Annotated in this window: 15 protein-coding genes and 1 pseudogene; 5 read left to right on the forward strand and 11 right to left on the reverse strand. The window is 74.1% G+C overall.

Features of this window, described 5'->3' with window-relative positions; genetic code table 11:
- Positions 1 to 25: 25 nt before the first annotated feature.
- The 4 genes from F8271_RS00100 to hutH are packed head-to-tail and all read left to right on the forward strand — an operon-like array spanning position 26 to position 5,287.
- On the forward strand, positions 26 to 1,228 hold the full coding sequence (locus F8271_RS00100; protein WP_151487535.1) for an allantoate amidohydrolase: 1,203 nt from the start codon (positions 26 to 28) through the stop codon (positions 1,226 to 1,228).
- A complete protein-coding gene (locus F8271_RS00105; protein ID WP_151487536.1) occupies positions 1,219 to 2,586 on the forward strand; it encodes a formimidoylglutamate deiminase in 1,368 nt (455 codons plus the stop codon). Before F8271_RS00100 ends, F8271_RS00105 begins: the two co-directional genes overlap by 10 nt.
- On the forward strand, positions 2,583 to 3,752 hold the full coding sequence (gene hutI, locus F8271_RS00110) for an imidazolonepropionase (protein WP_151487537.1): 1,170 nt from the start codon (positions 2,583 to 2,585) through the stop codon (positions 3,750 to 3,752). Before F8271_RS00105 ends, hutI begins: the two co-directional genes overlap by 4 nt.
- Positions 3,749 to 5,287, forward strand: coding sequence for a histidine ammonia-lyase (gene hutH / locus F8271_RS00115; RefSeq protein WP_151487538.1), 1,539 nt, complete (start codon positions 3,749 to 3,751; stop codon positions 5,285 to 5,287). The genes hutI and hutH overlap by 4 nt, the downstream gene beginning before the upstream one ends.
- A gap of 62 nt (positions 5,288 to 5,349) precedes the next feature.
- Here hutH and rdgB read toward each other — a convergent pair whose 3' ends face one another.
- From rdgB to F8271_RS00170, 11 genes and pseudogenes are all read right to left on the reverse strand, one after another.
- Positions 5,350 to 5,967, reverse strand: a complete 618-nt coding sequence (rdgB, locus tag F8271_RS00120; RefSeq protein WP_151487539.1) for an RdgB/HAM1 family non-canonical purine NTP pyrophosphatase — start codon at positions 5,965 to 5,967, stop codon at positions 5,350 to 5,352.
- Positions 5,964 to 6,689, reverse strand: coding sequence for a ribonuclease PH (gene rph / locus F8271_RS00125; RefSeq protein ID WP_151487540.1), 726 nt, complete (start codon positions 6,687 to 6,689; stop codon positions 5,964 to 5,966). The genes rdgB and rph overlap by 4 nt, the downstream gene beginning before the upstream one ends.
- A 9-nt stretch (positions 6,690 to 6,698) precedes the next feature.
- Positions 6,699 to 7,868, reverse strand: coding sequence for a glycosyltransferase (locus F8271_RS00130; protein WP_151487541.1), 1,170 nt, complete (start codon positions 7,866 to 7,868; stop codon positions 6,699 to 6,701).
- The gene (locus F8271_RS00135; RefSeq protein WP_151487542.1) at positions 7,865 to 9,010 is read right to left on the reverse strand and encodes a glycosyltransferase family 1 protein; all 1,146 of its coding nucleotides are present in this window, start codon (positions 9,008 to 9,010) and stop codon (positions 7,865 to 7,867) included. Before F8271_RS00135 ends, F8271_RS00130 begins: the two co-directional genes overlap by 4 nt.
- Positions 9,011 to 9,120: 110 nt before the next feature.
- Positions 9,121 to 9,864, reverse strand: coding sequence for an MBL fold metallo-hydrolase (locus F8271_RS00140; RefSeq protein WP_151487543.1), 744 nt, complete (start codon positions 9,862 to 9,864; stop codon positions 9,121 to 9,123).
- A 224-nt stretch (positions 9,865 to 10,088) separates the two neighbouring features.
- Positions 10,089 to 11,054 carry a PLP-dependent cysteine synthase family protein gene (locus F8271_RS00145; protein ID WP_151487544.1) on the reverse strand — a complete coding sequence of 322 codons (966 nt, stop codon included), beginning with the start codon at positions 11,052 to 11,054 and terminating at the stop codon, positions 10,089 to 10,091.
- Positions 11,055 to 11,221: 167 nt separating this feature from the next.
- Positions 11,222 to 11,521: pseudogene (locus F8271_RS00150) on the reverse strand (MoaD/ThiS family protein); the annotation flags it as partial.
- Between the two features lie 66 nt (positions 11,522 to 11,587).
- The gene (locus tag F8271_RS00155; protein WP_151487545.1) at positions 11,588 to 12,076 is read right to left on the reverse strand and encodes a Mov34/MPN/PAD-1 family protein; all 489 of its coding nucleotides are present in this window, start codon (positions 12,074 to 12,076) and stop codon (positions 11,588 to 11,590) included.
- 52 nt (positions 12,077 to 12,128) lie between these two features.
- Entirely contained in the window at positions 12,129 to 12,623 is a 495-nt protein-coding gene (locus F8271_RS00160; RefSeq protein WP_192580082.1) for a DUF2017 domain-containing protein, read from the reverse strand.
- Positions 12,624 to 12,625: 2 nt separating this feature from the next.
- Positions 12,626 to 12,916, reverse strand: a complete 291-nt coding sequence (gene clpS / locus F8271_RS00165) for an ATP-dependent Clp protease adapter ClpS (RefSeq protein WP_151487547.1) — start codon at positions 12,914 to 12,916, stop codon at positions 12,626 to 12,628.
- A 148-nt stretch (positions 12,917 to 13,064) separates the two neighbouring features.
- Entirely contained in the window at positions 13,065 to 14,615 is a 1,551-nt protein-coding gene (locus F8271_RS00170) for a hypothetical protein (protein ID WP_151487548.1), read from the reverse strand.
- A 198-nt stretch (positions 14,616 to 14,813) separates the two neighbouring features.
- Here F8271_RS00170 and F8271_RS00175 point away from each other — a divergent pair, with 198 nt between their 5' ends.
- Positions 14,814 to 17,492, forward strand: a complete 2,679-nt coding sequence (locus F8271_RS00175; protein ID WP_151487549.1) for a LuxR C-terminal-related transcriptional regulator — start codon at positions 14,814 to 14,816, stop codon at positions 17,490 to 17,492.
- Positions 17,493 to 17,502: the final 10 nt, after the last annotated feature.

A 17,502-nucleotide genomic window follows, 5' to 3' on the forward strand; every position in this document is an offset into this window, starting at 1 on the left:
CAGTCGCGAACATAGGAGGTGCCGCGTGAGCGGCGACCTGGCGAGCCGTTTCCGGGCGCTGTGGGACGAGATCGCGCCGGTCGGGCGGGACGCCGGCAGCGGTGGTTATCTGCGCTACGCGCTGACCGAGCCCGAGCGGGAGCTGCGGGCCTGGTTCCGGTCGCAGGCGCAGCGGCGGGGCCTGCCGGTCACCGAGGACGGCAACGGCAACCTCTTCGCCCACTGGGGTGAGCCCGAGGGCTCCGACGCGGTGCTGACCGGCAGTCACTTCGACTCGGTGCCGCACGGCGGGGCGTACGACGGGCCGCTCGGCATCGTGAGCGCGTTCCTGGCCGTGGACGAGTTGCGTGCCGCCGGTGTGGCCCCGGACCGGCCGCTGGTGCTGGCCGCGTTCGTGGAGGAGGAGGGGGCGCGCTTCGGCGTACCCTGCCTGGGGTCGCGGCTGCTCACCGGCGCGCTGGCGGCCGACCGCGCGGCCGGGCTGCGCGACGCGGCCGGGGTGAGCTTCGCCGAGGCGTTGGGCGGGCCGCCGGCGGGCGCCCGTCCGGACCTGCTGGGCCGGTTCGGCGCGTTCGTGGAGCTGCACGTCGAGCAGGGCCGCGCACTGGTCGACGCGGACGCGCCGGTCGGGGTGGCCAGCGCGATCTGGCCGCACGGCCGCTGGCGCTTCGACGTCGTGGGCGAGGGCAACCACGCGGGCACCACCCGGATGGCCGATCGCCGCGACCCGATGCTCACCTACGCGTTCACGGTGCTGGCAGCCAACAAGGAGGCCCGGCTGCGCGGCGCGCACGCCACGGTGGGCCGGGTCTCCGTCGAACCCAACGCCACCAACGCCATTCCGTCGAAGGTGACCGGCTGGCTGGACGCCCGCGCGGCCGACCCGGAGACGCTGAGCGGGCTGGTCGACGCCGTGCGCGGCAAGCTGGCCGAGCGGGCCCGCCGCGACGGTACGGAGGTGACGGTCACCGAGGAGTCGGTGACCCCGCTGGTCGCCTTCGACGGCGGGCTGGCCAAGCGGTTGGCCACGTTGCTCGACGCGCCGGTGCTGCCCACCGGTGCGGGACACGACGCCGGGGTGCTCGCCGCGCACCTGCCCACGGCCATGCTCTTCGTGCGCAACCCGACCGGGGTGTCGCACTCCCCCGCCGAGGCGGCGCGCGACGCCGACTGCGCGGCCGGGGTACGCGCGTTGGCCCGGGCGCTGGAGGAGCTGACATGCCGGTGACGCCGACCCGCTGGCTGGCCGAGTACGCCTGGTTGCCCGATCTCGCCCAACCGACCCCGGACGTGCTGATCGAGACCGACGGGGGACGGATCACCGGTGTGACCGCGTTGGCGGCCCCCGGGCGGCCGAGCGCCGGCGTGGACGTGTACGCCGACGCCGTGCCGCTGCCCGGCCTCACCCTGCCCGGCCTGTCAAATGTGCACTCGCACGCCTTCCACCGGGCGCTGCGCGGGCGTACCCACGGCGGTCGGGGTGACTTCTTCAGCTGGCGGGACCGGATGTACGTCGTCGCGGACCGGCTGGACCCGGACACCTACCTGGCCCTGGCGCGCGCCGTCTACGCCGAGATGGCGCTCGTGGGCATCACCTGCGTCGGCGAGTTCCACTACCTGCACCGTCGACCCGACGGCGGCGCGTACGACGACCCGAACGCGATGGGCGCCGCGCTGGTGGAGGCCGCCGCGCACGCCGGGATCCGGCTCACCCTGCTCGACGCCTGCTACCTGAGCGCCGGAGTGGACGGCCGGCCCCTCGCCGGACCGCAGCGGCGCTTCGGCGACGGCGACGCGGCCCGGTGGGCGCAACGGGTGTCGGCGTTGCAGCCGACCGACGCCCACGTGCGGGTCGGCGCGGCCGTGCACTCGGTACGCGCGGTGCCCGCCGACCAGCTCGGCACGGTCGCCGACTGGGCCCGCGACCGGCAGGCGCCCCTGCACGTGCACCTCTCCGAACAGCCCGCCGAGAACGACGAGTGCCGGGCCGTGCACGGCCGCACGCCCACCGCGCTGCTGGCCGAGCACGGCGTGCTCGGTCCGGACACCACAGCCGTACACGCCACGCACCCGACCAGCGGCGACGTGACGCTGCTCGCCGACAGCCGGACCGGGGTGTGTCTCTGCCCGACCACCGAACGGGACCTGGCTGACGGCATCGGGCCGGCCCGGCGGATGGCCGACGCGGGGATCCGGCTGAGCCTGGGCAGCGACAGCCACGCCGTGATCGACCTGTTCGAGGAGGCCCGGGCGGTGGAGTTGGACGAGCGGCTGCGCACCCGCCGCCGCGGCCACTTCACCCCGGTCGACCTGCTGACCGCGGCAACCGCCACCGGGCACGCCGCGCTGGGGTGGGCCGACGCCGGGCGGATCGCCGTCGGCGCCCGCGCCGACCTGGTGACGGTACGGCTGGACAGCGCCCGTACCGCCGGGGTGCCACCGGTCGGCGCGTTCTTCGCGGCCTCCGCCGCGGACGTCGAGCAGGTCGTGGTGGACGGCCGGATGGTGGTGGCCGAGGGCCGGCACCTGAGCGTCGACGTGCCGGCCGAGCTGGCGGCGGCCATCGAGGCGGTGACGCCCTCGTGAGCGGCAGCCTGCTGGTGGACAACATCGGGGAGCTGGTCACCAACGGCCCCGGCGAGGATCCGCTGGGCATCCGCCGGGACGCGGCCGTACTGGTCGAGGACGGCCGGGTGGCCTGGGTCGGTGCGGCCGCGTACGCGCCGGCCGCGGACCGGCGGATCGACGCCGGCGGGGCCGCCGTGCTGCCCGGCTTCGTGGACAGCCACGCTCACCTGGTCTTCGCCGGTGACCGGGCCGCCGAGTTCGCCGCGCGAATGGCCGGGCAGCCCTACACCGGCGGCGGCATCCGCACCACGGTCGGCGCGACCCGGGCCGCCACCGACGACGAGCTGCGGGCCACCGTGCGCCGGCTGCGCGGGGAGGCGCTGCGCCAGGGCACCACGACCATGGAGATCAAGAGTGGGTACGGCCTGACCGTCGCCGACGAGGCCCGCTCACTGCGGATCGCCGCCGAGACCAGCACCGAGACCACGTTCCTGGGCGCGCACGTGGTGCCGAGCGAGTACGCCGACCGCCCCGACGACTACGTCGGGCTGGTCTGCGGCCCGATGCTGGCCGCCGCCGCGCCGTACGCGACGTGGATCGACGTGTTCTGCGAGCGGGGCGCCTTCGACGTCGACCACGCCCGCGCGATCCTGGCCTGCGGGCAGGCTGCCGGGCTGGGCGTCCGACTGCACGCCAACCAGCTCGGTCCCGGCGCGGGCGTCCAGCTCGGTGTGGAACTGGGCGCGGCGAGCGTCGACCACTGCACCCACCTGTCCGACGCGGACGTGGACGCGCTCGCGGGCGCGCACACCACCACCGTCGCGACCCTGCTGCCCGGCGCCGAGTTCTCCACCCGCTCGCCCTACCCGGACGCGCGTCGGCTGCTCGACGCCGGCGTCACCGTGGCCCTTGCCACCGACTGCAACCCCGGCTCGTCGTACACCTCGTCGATGCCGTTCTGCGTGGCCCTCGCGGTCCGCGAGATGCGGATGACCCCGGCGGAGGCGGTCTGGGCCGCGACCGCCGGCGGCGCGCGGGCGCTGCGCCGCGACGACATCGGTGTCCTCACCCCCGGCGCGCGGGCCGACCTGGTCGTCCTGGACGCGCCGTCGTACCTGCACCTGGCCTACCGGCCCGGTGTCCCCCTGATCCGCCAGGTAATACGCAACGGAGCTCCGCAATGACGACCGTGACCATCCAGCCCACCGGAATCTCCGCCGACGACGTGCTCGCGGTGGCGCGCGGCACCGCCACGGTGCTCCTCGCTCCGGCCACCCGGGAGGCGATGGCGACCAGCCGCGCCATCGTGGACGGCATCGAGGCCGCCGGGCGGCCCGTGTACGGCGTGTCGACCGGATTCGGGGCGCTGGCCAACACCTTCGTCGCCCCGGAGCGGCGGGCCGAGCTGCAACACGCGCTGATCCGCTCGCACGCCGCCGGGGTCGGCGCGCCCATGCCCCGCGAGGTCGTCCGGGCCATGATGCTGCTGCGCGTCCGGTCCCTCGCGCTGGGCCGCTCCGGGGTCCGCCCGCTCGTCGCCGAGGCGCTGGTCGACCTGCTCAACCACGACATCACCCCGTGGGTGCCGGAGCACGGCTCGCTGGGTGCCTCCGGTGACCTGGCGCCGCTGGCGCACTGCGCGCTGGTGCTGCTCGGCGAGGGCTGGGGGCTCGGCCCGGCCGGTGAGCGACGCGACGCGGCTGACGTGCTGGCCGCCGCCGGGCTCAAGCCGATCGAGCTGGCGGCCAAGGAGGGGCTGGCGCTGATCAACGGCACCGACGGCATGCTCGGGATGCTGCTGCTGGCCATCCACGACGCGGAGCACCTGTTCGCGATGGCCGACGTGACCGCCGCGCTCGCCATCGAGGCGATGCTCGGCTCGGAGCGGCCGTTCCTGCCCGAGCTGCACGCGATCCGGCCGCACCCCGGGCAGGCGGCCTCGGCGGCGAACATCCACCGGCTGTTGCAGGACTCCCGCGTGATGGACTCGCACCGCGACGACCTGGCGCACGCCGTGCAGGACGCGTACTCGATGCGCTGTGCCCCGCAGGTGGCCGGCGCGGCCCGGGACACCCTCGACTTCGTCCGCACGGTCGCGGCCCGGGAGCTGGTCTCGGTGGTGGACAACCCGGTGGTGCTGCCCGACGGCCGGGTCGAGTCGACCGGCAACTTCCACGGCGCGCCGCTCGGCTTCGCCGCTGACTTCCTCGCCATCGCCGCCGCCGAGGTCGGCGCGATCGCCGAGCGGCGGGTGGACCGGCTGCTCGACGTGACCCGTTCCCGGGAACTGCCCGCGTTCCTCTCCCCCGACGCCGGGGTGAACTCCGGGCTGATGATCGCCCAGTACACGGCCGCCGGGATCGTCGCGGAGAACCGGCGGCTGGCCGCCCCCGCGTCGGTGGACTCGCTGCCCACCAGCGGCATGCAGGAGGACCACGTCTCGATGGGCTGGGCCGCGGCGAAGAAGCTGCGGACCGTACTGGACAATCTGACCAGCCTGCTCGCGGTGGAGCTGCTGGCCGGCGTACGCGGGCTCCAGCTGCGTGCCCCGCTGGTGCCGTCGCCGGCCGGTCGGGCCGCGGTCGCCGCGTTGGGTGGCGCGGCCGGCGAGCCCGGCCCGGACGTGTTCCTCGCGCCCGTCATGGAGGCGGCCCGCGCGGTGCTCGCCGGCCCGGAGCTGCGCGCCGCCATCGAACGGGAGGTCGGCCCGCTGGGCTGACCTCCGCTCGATCGCTGTCGCCCGCCGCGGGTCAGGCGGCGGGCGGCAGCACCGCACGCCCGTCAGGCGGCCGGCGGCAGCACATTGGCGACCAGCTTCGCCAGCTCGCGCAGCGCCTTGCCCCGGTGGCTGATCGCGTCCTTCTCGGCCGGGGTCAGCTCGGCGTTGGTCCGGTCCTGCCCGTCGCCCAGGAAGATCGGGTCGTAGCCGAACCCACCGTCACCGCGCGGGGCGCGCAGCACCCGCCCGGACTGCCGGCCGTCGACGAGGTGTTCCTTGCCGCCGGGCAGCACGAGAGCGACCGTGCAGACGAACGAGGCCGCCCGCTGCTCGTCCGGCACGTCGGCGATCTGGTCCAGCACCAGTTGGAGGTTGGCCTGGTCGTCGCCGTGCTTGCCGGACCAGCGGGCGCTGAACACGCCGGGCATGCCGTTGAGCGCGTCCACCGCGAGACCGGAGTCGTCGGCGATGGTGGGCAGCCCGCTCTGCCGGCAGCCCTCCCGCGCTTTGATCAGCGCGTTCTCGCCGAAGGTCAGGCCGGTCTCCGGCAGTTCCGCGTACTGCTCGACGTCGTCCAGCCCGAGCAGGGCGATCCGGTGCGCGCCGAGCGCGGCGTCCAGGATCCGCTGGAGTTCGACCAACTTCTTGCGGTTGCGAGTGGCCAGCAGGACCTTGTTCACGAGAGAGCCTTCCGCTGGGCTTCGGCCAACTCGGCGCACCCGGCCACGGCCAGGTCGAGCAGGCTGTCGAGCTGGTCGCGGGCGAACACGCCCGCCTCACCGGTGCCCTGCACCTCGACGAAGTCACCCGCGCCGGTGCACACCACGTTCATGTCGACCTCGGCGGCGACGTCCTCCTCGTAGCAGAGGTCGAGGCGGGCCTCGCCGGCGATGATGCCGACGCTGACCGCCGCCACCGACCGGTGCATGACCTTCTCCGGCTTGCCGGCGAGGGCCTTGCGGGCGGCCAGCCAGCCCACCGCGTCGTGCAGCGCGACGTACCCGCCGGTGATCGCTGCCGTGCGGGTGCCGCCGTCGGCCTGGAGCACGTCGCAGTCGAGCACCACCGAGTTCTCGCCGAGCGCCTTGAGGTCGATGCCGGCCCGCAGGCTGCGGCCGATCAGGCGGGAGATCTCGTGGGTACGGCCACCGACCCGGCCCTTGACGCTCTCCCGATCGGAGCGGGTGTTGGTGGCCCGGGGCAGCATGGCGTACTCGGCGGTCACCCAGCCGAGCCCGGAGCCCTTGCGCCAGCGGGGCACCCCCTCGGTGACGCTCGCCGTGCAGAGCACCCGGGTGCCGCCGAACTCGACGAGCACCGAGCCCTCCGGGTGGGTGCTCCAGCCCCGCGTCAGGGTCACCGGTCGAAGTTGAGAGGGCCCTCGCCCGTCAGGTCGCGCCATGCCTGCACCCTATGCGGTGCGGTGATCCACCTCCGCCCGGGTGTCCCGACCAGCGTCCGCGTCGTGCACGCGGAGGAACCCGGCGACCGCCGCCGGCCAGCCGAACTCCTCGGCCCGCGCCCGGGCGGCCCGCCGCCGCTGCGCCTGCGGCCGGGCCGCCAGGCGGCTCACCGCCTCGGCCATCGCCGCCCCCGAGCCGTACGCGGCGACCCCGGCGGCGCCGACCACCTCGGGCAGGGCGCTGGCCGCGTTGACCACGACCGGGGTGCCGCAGGCCAACGCCTCCAGCCCGGCCAGGCCGAAGGTCTCCACCGGGCCGGGGGCGAGCACGACGTCGGCGCTCGCCAGCAGCGCGGCCACCGCCGCGCGGTCGGGCAGGAAGCCGGTGAACGTGACCGGCAGCCCGGCGGCCTGCCGGGCCAGCGCGGCGCGCAGTGGGCCGTCCCCGGCCATCACCAGGACCGCCGGTACGCCCGCGCGCCGCAGCTCGGCGAGGGCCTGCACGGCCAGCTCCGGCCGCTTCTCCGGGGACAGCCGGGCACAGTGCACCAGCAGCAGCTCCGTGGTGTCGGCGTAGCGTTCACGCAGCCGTGGCTCGGCCCGGTCCGGGTGGAACGTGTCCAGGTCCACCCCGAGCGGCACCAGGTCCACGTTGCCGGCGCCGATCCGGTCGAACTCCTCGGCCGCCCACCGGGTCGTGCAGACGATCCGGTCGTACGCATGGCTGGTCGCCCGGTTGAGCCGGTCGGCGGTCGCCCAGCGCAGCGCGTCCGGAACGCCCCACTGGCCGAGCAGCCCGGTCAGCGACTCGTGCGACACCATCACCGACGGCACCCCGTGCGCCCGCGCCCACCGTCCCGTCCAGCGCAGCGACGACCGGTCCGAGACCTCCAGCCGGTCCGGGGCCAGCTCGGCGAGCAGGCGGGTCAACCGGCGGCGGCCGGCCAACAGCCGGTAACCGCCGCTGCCCGGCAGTTCCGGACCGGGCAAGGTGACCACCCGCCCCCACGGGTACGACTCGTCGGCGGCCCGTTCGCCGGGCACCACCAGCACCGGATCGTGCCCGGCGGCCCGGTACCCCTCGCCGAGGTGGCGCAACGCCGTGCGCAGACCACCGGAGCGGGCGGTCACGAAGTTGGCGAGCCGCACGATCCGCAGTCCGCGGGCCGTGCCGGTCATGAGGCGGCCGGCAGGCCGACGGTGGCGGTCGAGGCCCGTACCGCGTGGTAGTGCCCGATCAGCTCGTCGCCGACGGCGGCCCAGCTGCGCCGGCTGACCGCGGCCCGGGCGGCCAGGCCGTACGCCCGCCGCCGGCCGGCGTCGCCGGCCAGGTCGGCCACCGCCGCGGCCAGCGCGTCGCCGTCGTTCGGCGGCACCAGCAGCCCGGTGACGCCCTCGTCGACCAGGTCGAGCGGACCGCCGCTGGCCGGCGCCACCACCGGCACCCCGGAGGCCAGCGCCTCCTGGAGGGTCTGGCCGAACGTCTCGTGCGGCCCGGTGTGCACGAACACGTCCAGGCTGGCGTAGAGCCGGGCCAGGTCCTCGCCGTGCTGCACGCCCAGAAAGCTCACCCCGGGCAGCGTCCGGGCCAACTGGCGGCGGGCCGGGCCGTCACCGGCCACCACCACCCGCACGCCCGGCAGCCGGGATGTCGCCGCCAGCAGGTCCACCCGCTTCTCCGGAGCGAGCCGGCCGACGTAGCCGACCAGCAGCTCACCGCCGGGCGCCAGCCGTTGCCGCAGCGCCGCGCAGCGTTTCGCCGGATCGAACCGGACGGCGTCCACACCCCGACCCCACAACCAGATCCGCTGCACCCCGTTGGCGATCAGGTCGGCGGCGGCCCGGGTGGACGGGGCGAGGGTCCGGTGCGCCGAATTGTGGATCTCCCGGATCCGTCGCCACGCCGCCGCCTCACCCCAGCTCACCCGGTACGCCCGGGCGTACGCGGCGACGTCGGTCTGGTACACCGCCACGGTGGGCAGCCCGTGCCGGCTGGCCAGCGTGGCCGCCCGCGCACCGAGGATGAACGGGCTGGCCAGGTGGACGACGTCCGGTGCGGCCGACAGCAGCGCCCCGGACAACCGGGTGGTGGTCGGCACGCCCAGCCGGAAGCCCTGGTAACGCGGCAACGGCACGCTGGGGATGCGCACCACCGGGTACGGCATCCGCTCGATGTCCTGCCGTCCGGCCCCAGGCGGGGAGGGTGCGATGACGACCGGCTCGTGGCCCCGGGCGAGCAGATGCTCCGCCGTACGCACCACGGAGTGCGCGACGCCGTTCACATCCGGCGGGAACGACTCGGTCACGATGGCGATCCGCATGCCCACACCGTGCGGGTGCCATGGGTGCGGCAGACGACGGTCCGCTGACCGGCCGGCGAACAGTTCGGCACAACACCGCCGGCCGCACGACGGACCGGGACGCGCCCGGGTCAGATGTCGTAGCTCGCGCCGGCCCGGACCACCTCGAGCGGGCCGGTGTACGCGGCGGCGGCCGACTCCAGCGTGTGCGCCTCACTGCCCCACGCGGCCACCAGGTGGGTGAGCAGGAGCCGGCCCACCATCGCCTTCGTCGCCGTCTCGCCGGCCTCCCGGCCCGTCAGGTGCAGATCCGGCGGATTGTCCACCCCGTCGAGGAAGCTCGCCTCGCACAGGAAGACGTCGGCGTTCTGGGCCAGCCGCAGCAACGCGTCGCAGGGCGCGGTGTCCGACGAGTAGCACAGCGACCGGCCGTTGTGCTCCAGGCGCACCCCGTACGTCTCGACGGGATGGTTGACCCGGTCGACGGTGACCGTGAACGGGCCGATCGGAAAGGTGCCCGGCTCGAGCGCGTAGAACTGGTACACGTCGTCGATGGTGCCGTCGTCGTGGTACGCGGCACTGAGCCGGTCCGGTGCGCCGGAGGGCGCGTACACCGGCAGCGCCGGATAGGGGCCTTGCGGAGCGTACCGGCGGACCACCACGTACGTCACGGCGTCGAGGATGTGATCACAGTGCAGGTGGGTCAGCAGGATCGCGTCCGGGGCGTGCAGCCCCGCGTACCGCTGGAGGCTGGACATCGACCCCGAACCGAAGTCGACCAGGAGCCGGAAGCCGTCGGCCTCGACGAGGTAGGCCGAGCACGGGGACTCCGGGCCGGGAAAACTGCCGGCGCAACCCAGGACGGTCAGTCGCATCGGGTTGTCTCGCCATCACTGTCAGTAGCATCCGAGTCGGCCATCGTTCCAGCCGTGATCTCTACCGACGCGTACGCCACGCTGCGCAGCCTACGCCCGGGTGCCTGGCGGCAAGAATCATCCACTGGAAGTTGTCACGAACGTGACACCCGCTCACGGCGCGCCGGGCAGCCTACGGGCCGTCGACGCGCGCATCGACGGCCCGTACCCAACGACCATTCCGGTCACGCCCAGAGCTGCCCCTCCAGGGCGTCCTCGGCGTCCGCGAGGGTGCCGCCGTACGCGCCGGTGGACAGGTACTTCCAGCCGCCGTCGCAGACCACGAACGCCACGTCGGCGCGACGGCCGTCGCGGACCGCCTCGTGCGCCACCGCGAGCGCGGCATGCAGGATCGCGCCGGTGGAGAACCCGGCGAAGATGCCCTCCACCTCGACGAGCTGCCGGGTGCGCAGCACCGCGTCCCGGGTGCCCACCGAGAAACGCCGGGAGAGCACCGACGCGTCGTACAGCTCCGGCACGTACCCCTCGTCGATGTTGCGCAGCCCGTAGACCACCTCGCCGTAGCGCGGCTCGGCGGCCACGACCTGGATGCCGTCGACCTTCTCCCGCAGGTAACGGCCGGTGCCCATCAGGGTGCCCGTGGTGCCCAGCCCGGCCACGAAGTGCGTGATGGTGGGCAGGTCGTGCAGCAGCTCCGGCCCGGTCGTCTCGTAGTGCGCCCGGGCGTTGGCCTCGTTGCCGTACTGGTAGAGCATCACCCAGTCCGGATGCTCGGCGGAGATCTGCTTGGCGGTGGCGACAGCCTGGTTGGAACCCCCAACCGCCGGCGAGAAAATGATCTCGGCACCGTACATCCGGAGCAGCTGAACCCGCTCGGTCGAGACGTTCTCCGGCATCACACAGACCAGCCGGTAGCCGCGCAGCTTCGCCACCATGGCCAGCGAGATGCCGGTGTTGCCGCTGGTCGGCTCGAGGATGGTGTCACCCGTGCGGAGCCGACCGGCCTCCTCGGCGGCGCGGACCATGAACAGCGCGGCCCGGTCCTTGATGCTGCCGGTCGGGTTCCGATCCTCCAACTTGGCCCACAGCCGCACCGGTGGAGCGCCGTCGGGCACCGTCGGCGAGAGCCGGGGCAGACCGACCAGCGGCGTGCCGCCGCACGCGTCGAGCAGGCTGTCGTACCGCGCCATGGCGGCCGCCCTCAGCGGGCCGCAGCTGCGGCGCTGCGCTGGCTGACCGCGGCTGCCGCCGCGCCGTGCGAGCTGGTCGCGGCTGCCGCCGCGCTGTGCGAGCTGGTCGCGGCTGCCGCCGCGCTGTGCGAGCTGGTCGCGGCTGCCGCCGCGCTGTGCTGGCTGATCGCGGCTGCCGCCGCGAAGCCGAACGCGCCGCCGGCCACCGCCGGCAGGATGGTGACACTGTCACCGTCGGAGAGCTTGGCGTCCAGGGCGCCGAGGAAGCGGACGTCCTCGTCGTTGACGTACACGTTGACGAAGCGGTGCAGCGCGCCGGCCTCGGTGACCAGCCGGCCACGCAGCCCGGCGTGCCGGGAGTCCAGGTCGACGAGCAGGTCGCCCAGGGTGTCGCCGGCGCCGTCGACGACCTTGGCGCCGCCGGTGTAGCTGCGCAGGATGGTGGGGATGCGAACCTCAATGGCCATGATGTCGTGCTCCTCGCTCGGATGTGCCTACGGTGACGGGACGAAACGGGTGCGGACGCTGACGGGTCAGCGACCGGAACACTCGTAGTCGACCGTCGCCGGGCTCTGCCCGAACATGTACGACTGGACGGCGTGCGGGTCGACGCCGGCCTCCACGATCCGGACCGGCTCCTCGGTCACCACCCCGTCGACGATCCGGAACGACCGGATCTCCTCCGAGTCCGGCTCGCGGGTCGAGACGAGCAGGTAGTGCGCGCCCGGCTCGCCGGCGAAGGAGACGTCGGTCCGCGACGGGTACGCCTCAGTGGCGGTGTGCGAGTGGTAGATGACCACGGGTTCCTCGTCGCGGTCGTCCATGTCCCGCCAGACGCGCAACTGCTCCATCGAGTCGAACTCGTAGAAGGTCATCGACCGCGCGGCATTGTCCATCGGGATGTGCCGGGTCGGGGTGTCGCTGCCGACGGCACCGGCGACGACGCCGCACGCCTCGTCGGGGTGGTCCCGGCGCGCGTGGGCGACGATCGCGTCGATGATCGACCGGTCGATGCTCAGCACGTACACCAGCCTAACGCCTGCCGGACAGCGCCTGAAGTGGTGCCGGTCACGCCTAGTCGATCAAGGCGTTGAGCAGCGACTCCTGCAGATAACCGAGGTACGCGTAGACCGACAGCTGGAACACCCGACTGGAACCCGGATCCTCGGTGACCGCGTCGTCCAACTCCTCGCCGAGGTCCGTGCCGTCCTTGATCTCCAGCCGGACACCCATCGCGAGCCGGGCGTCGTTCAACGCCCGCAGCCACGCCTCGGCCGCCTCCGCGTCCAGCCGCACCTCGCCACCGGCGTCGTCGGGCAGCGCGGCCAGGATCGCACCCGCCTGATCGATCTTGGCAGTCTTCAGGTCACCCTCGGTGTAGCGGCGGAACTCGGCGGAGTCGGCCGCGTCCTTCGGGTAGACGGCGGGAAAGAGCCGACCGACCACCGGATCGGTGTGGTCGAAGCCATCGGTCAACAGGCCGACCACCTCGTTGGCCACCTTGCGCAGCACCCGCACCTCGTCGACGGCGAAGGTGGCGACGTAACGGCCGGCCTGGCGACGGAACATGCTCACGAGCGATCCACCGTCGCCCACAGGCCGTACGCGTGCAGCTGCGACGCGTCGTGCTCCATCCGCTCCCGGGCACCCGTGGAGACCACGGCCCGGCCCTTGTGGTGCACGTCCAGCATGAGCTGCTCGGCCCTCTCCCGGCTGTAGCCGAAGAGCTTCTGGAAGACCCAGGTCACGTACGTCATCAGGTTGACCGGGTCGTCCCACACGATCGTCACCCATTGCCGGTCGGCCGCCGGCACGTCGTCAGTGTCCGGCGTCTCGACCGGTGCAACCTGTGGAGCCGCCATGCCCCCCATCGTGCCACCGGTTTCCCGGAACCGAGGAACCGGAACGCCGGGCGAGCGAGGATCGCCCACTCCGGCCGCGCCCGAGCCGCCCCGGACGTCGTCCGACGCGAGGGGCGATGCGGGCCCGGAGAGGGAGGCGACCACGCCGTCAGGCGAGCAGGATGCCGTGGTCGACTGCATCGGAGAGCACCGCGCCCAGCGAGAGGCGGATCACCTCGAACCGCCGGGACACCTCCCGGGACAACCCCAGCTCGACCTCCCGCAACGCCCGCTGCGACCAGGCCCGCGCGGCGTTGTGGTCGTCGTTGCCGGGCGTACGCCACTGCTGCCAGCAGCCACCGGAGAGCGCCACCGCGACCGGCGGGAGCACCTCGTCGCGGGACGCCGTCGGATAGCTGGCGAGCGCGTCGATCGCGTCCGTGCCGGTCAGGTTGGCAACCCCGGCCGTGCTGGTGATCAGGAGCACCCGGTCCAGATCGCGGCCGTTGCGGTGATCGGCGAGGCCGTACTGGATGGCGGTGGCGATCCGGCGGCGTACGCCCTCGGCCGGTGGCGCGCCGAGCACCCGGGCCGTCGCGTCCGCCACGATGCCCCGCACCGCGTGGTCGCACTGCGCGGTGGCCAACAGCGACAGCGCGGCCATCTCCCGGTCCAGGAGATCGGGCAGGCCGGCGCAGCCGACCCCGAAGACGATCTCCTGAACCGCCCGCAGGTGGATGTTGGCCAACTCCAGTGCGAGGTGCTGACGGATCCGCTGCGAGCAGGAGCGGGTCTGCCGGTCGAGCCGCTCGGACCAGTCTCCCGGGTCGGCCACGACGGCCACCCGGTCGTGCTGGCCGGGCAGCACCGGCGGATCGGCGCTCGCGCGGTGCAACCCTTCGTCCGCCGACCAGCCCACCAGCGCCCGGCGCAGGTCGGCCGCGGAGTTGGCGTCCTCGACCGGGAACCAGCGCGCGCCGGCCAACGCCGGCACGGCGGCCAGCAGCGCCGCCCGGTGCGCCGCCACGGTCACCTCGACCGGGGTCACCTCGCCCGGCCGTCCACCGGCGGGCGGGACGGACGCCCCCGCGTCCTCCGTCGTCGCCGCGCCGTCGGCCGCGGGACCCCAACCCGCCGAGCCCGGAGTGACCGCGAAGGTGACCTCGACCGCTGCCGGGGCGACCTCGGCGAGCAGGTTCAGCTCGGCGGCGGTGAACGCCTGGTCCGCCGCGATCACGAAGAGCAGCGCGCCGGCCCGGCCGACCGCGTCCAGCAGCACCCGGGCGCCGGCGACACCGAGCGCACCCGTGTCGGGTGTGTCGATCAGCGTGAAGTGCCGCAACAGGGGCTCCGACACGCTCAACTCGACCCGTCGGGGCGGGCGGGCCAGCGCCGGGCCGGCGGCGTCCCGGTCCGCTCCGTACGAGTAGGGCTGCCGGTAGCCGGGCACGAACGCGGCCCGGGTCGGCACCTTGGCGTGCCGGACCACCAACCAACTGCCCGCCGGGACGGTGAGCATCAGCGGGTCGAGCCCGAGCAGGGAGGCGAGCACGGTACGCCGCTCGGCGCCGGCCGGGCCGACGGCGATCACACCGAGCGGCTCACTGGGAGCGGGGCCGGTCACGCCGATGCGGGTGGGCAGGGGGCCGCAGCTGGGTAGGTCGGTGTGGCCGGTCATGTCGTCGGACGAGTCGACCGAGGGGAGAGGGCCCTGCTTCATCGGGTGGCCTCCCATGGCAGGTGACCGGGGAACCCGGTCGCGTGGAAATTCCGGTGACGGTACCCGGATGCCGGAAGAGTACGTGTGCCCTGGTCACCGGGCGGAACACTTCGGATACTCACCGGTAGTTGCGAGATTACTCAACTTCTGTGCGTGACGGTGCGGGCGCGGACAGGGCTCGATGGATATGCTGCGCGAATGAGTCCCTGGCGGTTCGTTGGCCGTAACGACGAACTCAACCGGCTGTTGGCGGCGGTGACCGGCGAGGGTGGGCGCGGGCTCTTCTTCAGCGGCAGCGCCGGCATCGGCAAGAGCCGGCTGCTGCGCGAGGGCGTGGCCACGCTGCCCACCGACCGGTACGCGATCTGGTCCATCGCGGCGAGTGCCACCACCGCCGCGCTGCCGTTCGGCGGGCTGGTGCAGGTCCTCCCCGCCGAGCAGCCGCAGGGCCTCTCCCCCGCCGGCATCCTGCGGTGGGCCCTGGACGTGCTGCAACAGCAGGCCGCCGGCCGACGGATCGTCCTCGCCATCGACGACGCGCACCTGCTCGACCCGCCGTCCGCGGCACTGGTGCACCTGGTCGCCCGCGCGGAGAACGCCACCGTGGTCGGCACCCTGCGCGACGGCGAGCAGATCCCCCTGCCAATCCGTGCACTGTGGACCGACGACCTGGTCGAGCACGTCGAGCTGACCCCGATGCCGCCGGCGGAGACCGCCGGCCTGCTGGCGGAGATCCTGGGCGGTCCGGTCGACGCCGGCTCCGCCGACCGGCTCGGCCGCCTCTCGGCCGGCAACCCGCTGCTGCTGCGCGAGCTGGTGCACGCCGCCAACGGCAGCGAGGAGCTCAAGCGCACGTACGGGATCTGGAAGTGGACCGGGCGGCTGGAGCTGGCACCCAACCTGACCGACCTGATCGACACCCGGGTCGGGCAGCTCACCGACGGCGTCCGCGCCGTCGGTGAACTGGTCGCCTTCGGCGAGCCGCTCGGCCTGCACCTGCTCAACCAGGCCGCCGAGCAGGCGGACGTGGAGATGGCCGAGGAACGCGGCCTGATCACCGTGGTGCAGCACGACCGGCGCACCAACGTCCGGCTGGCCCACCCGCTCTACGGCGAGGTGCTGCGGCGGCGCTGCCCGGTCAGCCGCACCCGCCGACTCCAGGCCCGCCTCGCGGAGCTGCTGGAGCAGGTCGGCAAGCGCCGCCGCGACGACCTCCTGCGGGTGGCCGTCTGGCGCCTGGACTCGGGCACCGCACAGAACCCGGCCCTGCTGGTGGACGCCGCGGTGCAGGCGTTCACCCGCTACGACGTGCCGCTGGCGACCCGGCTGGCCCGCGCCGCGCTGAACGCCGACGGCGGCTCCGACGCGGCCGAACTGCTGGCCACCATCCTGATGTTCGCCGACCGTCCGGAGGAGGCCATCGACGTCCTCGACGCGGTGACGCCGGAGCCGGGCGACGACCGGCGGCTCTGCCGCTGGCTGACGGTCCGGGGGATGGTCAGCTACTGGGGGCTGAGCCAGGAATCCACGGTGGAAGACATCGCGAGTCGCGCCAAGCAGCTCAACGACTCCGCCGACCGGGCCCGGGTGCACGCCTTCGAAGCGATCATGCGTCTGCACCGGCTCGACACGACTGCCGCCGTACGCCTCAGCCAGCGGGTACTGGACCGGCCGGCGGCCGGCGTGGCCGCCCGCGAGCTGGCCCGCTCCACCATCGCGTACGTCCAGGCCGCGCAGGGCCAACTGACCCGCAGCGGCGCCGCCATCGCCCAGGTGCACTCCGCCGCGGCCAGTTGGCGCACCGACATGCCGTACCTGCAACTGGCCCTGGAGCTGGCCCGGGGCACCCGGCTCATGCTCACCGGCGACCTGGCCGGGATCGACGCGATCGTGGCCGACGAGTTCGCCGACCTCGCGGGCGCCGGCGACTTCCGGCTCGGCACCGGCTACCTGGCCATCCTCCAGGCGTACGCGGCCCGCCTGCGCGGGCAGAGCGACGCGGCGATGCGGACGTCGTTGGGCGCCTGCGCGGTGCTGGCCACCAGCCGGGTCTACGCCGGACTGGCGCAGGCCGAGCGGGCCCAGTCGGCGGCGCTGCGCGGCGACGCGGCGCAGGCCGCCGCCGCGATGGCCGAGGCGGACCGCACCCACGCGCCGGGCATGGCGGTGCTCTACCCGTGGCTGGAGCAGGCCCGCGGCGCGACGCTCGCCGCGTCCGGCGACCTGCCGGGTGCGGTCAAGCACCTCGGCGACCTGGTGGACCGGCTGCGCGCGGACGACTTCTCCGGGCACGAGGTGCACGTCCTGCACGATCTGGTGCGGCTCGACCAGGCGAGCATGCCGGTCGGACCCACCTGCTCCGACGGCGGCCGGCGTACGGTCGCGCAGCGGCTCGCCGAGTTGTCCGAACGGGTCGACGGGGTGCTGCCGCCACTGCTGGCCCGGCACGCCCGGGCCGCGGCGACCGACTCCGCCACGGATCTGCTGGCGGTCGCCGACGACTACGCCGCACTCGAGTTGACCGTGTACGCCGCCGAGGCCACCGCCCAGGCCGTGCAGCGGCTGCGCCGGCAGCACTCGACCGCGGCGAACGACGCCCGGGAGCGCCTGGCGGGTCTGCTCGGCCGCTGCGACCTGGTCCGTACGCCGGCGCTGTACGCCGGGGTGCCGGTGCTCACCGACCGGGAGTGGGAGGTGGCCCGCCTCGCCGCGCACGGCGCACCCAGCCGGGCCATCGCCGAGCGGCTCTACCTCTCGGCACGCACGGTGGAAAACCACCTCCAGCGGATCTACACCAAGTTGGGCGTGACCGGCCGGGCCGAGCTGTGGGCGGCGCTGCGGTCGATCCCGGGCCACGAGGGCGGCGCGGCGGGCTGAACCTTAGGCT

This window comes from Micromonospora sp. ALFpr18c (genome assembly GCF_008868155.1).
Taxonomy (GTDB): domain Bacteria; phylum Actinomycetota; class Actinomycetes; order Mycobacteriales; family Micromonosporaceae; genus Micromonospora.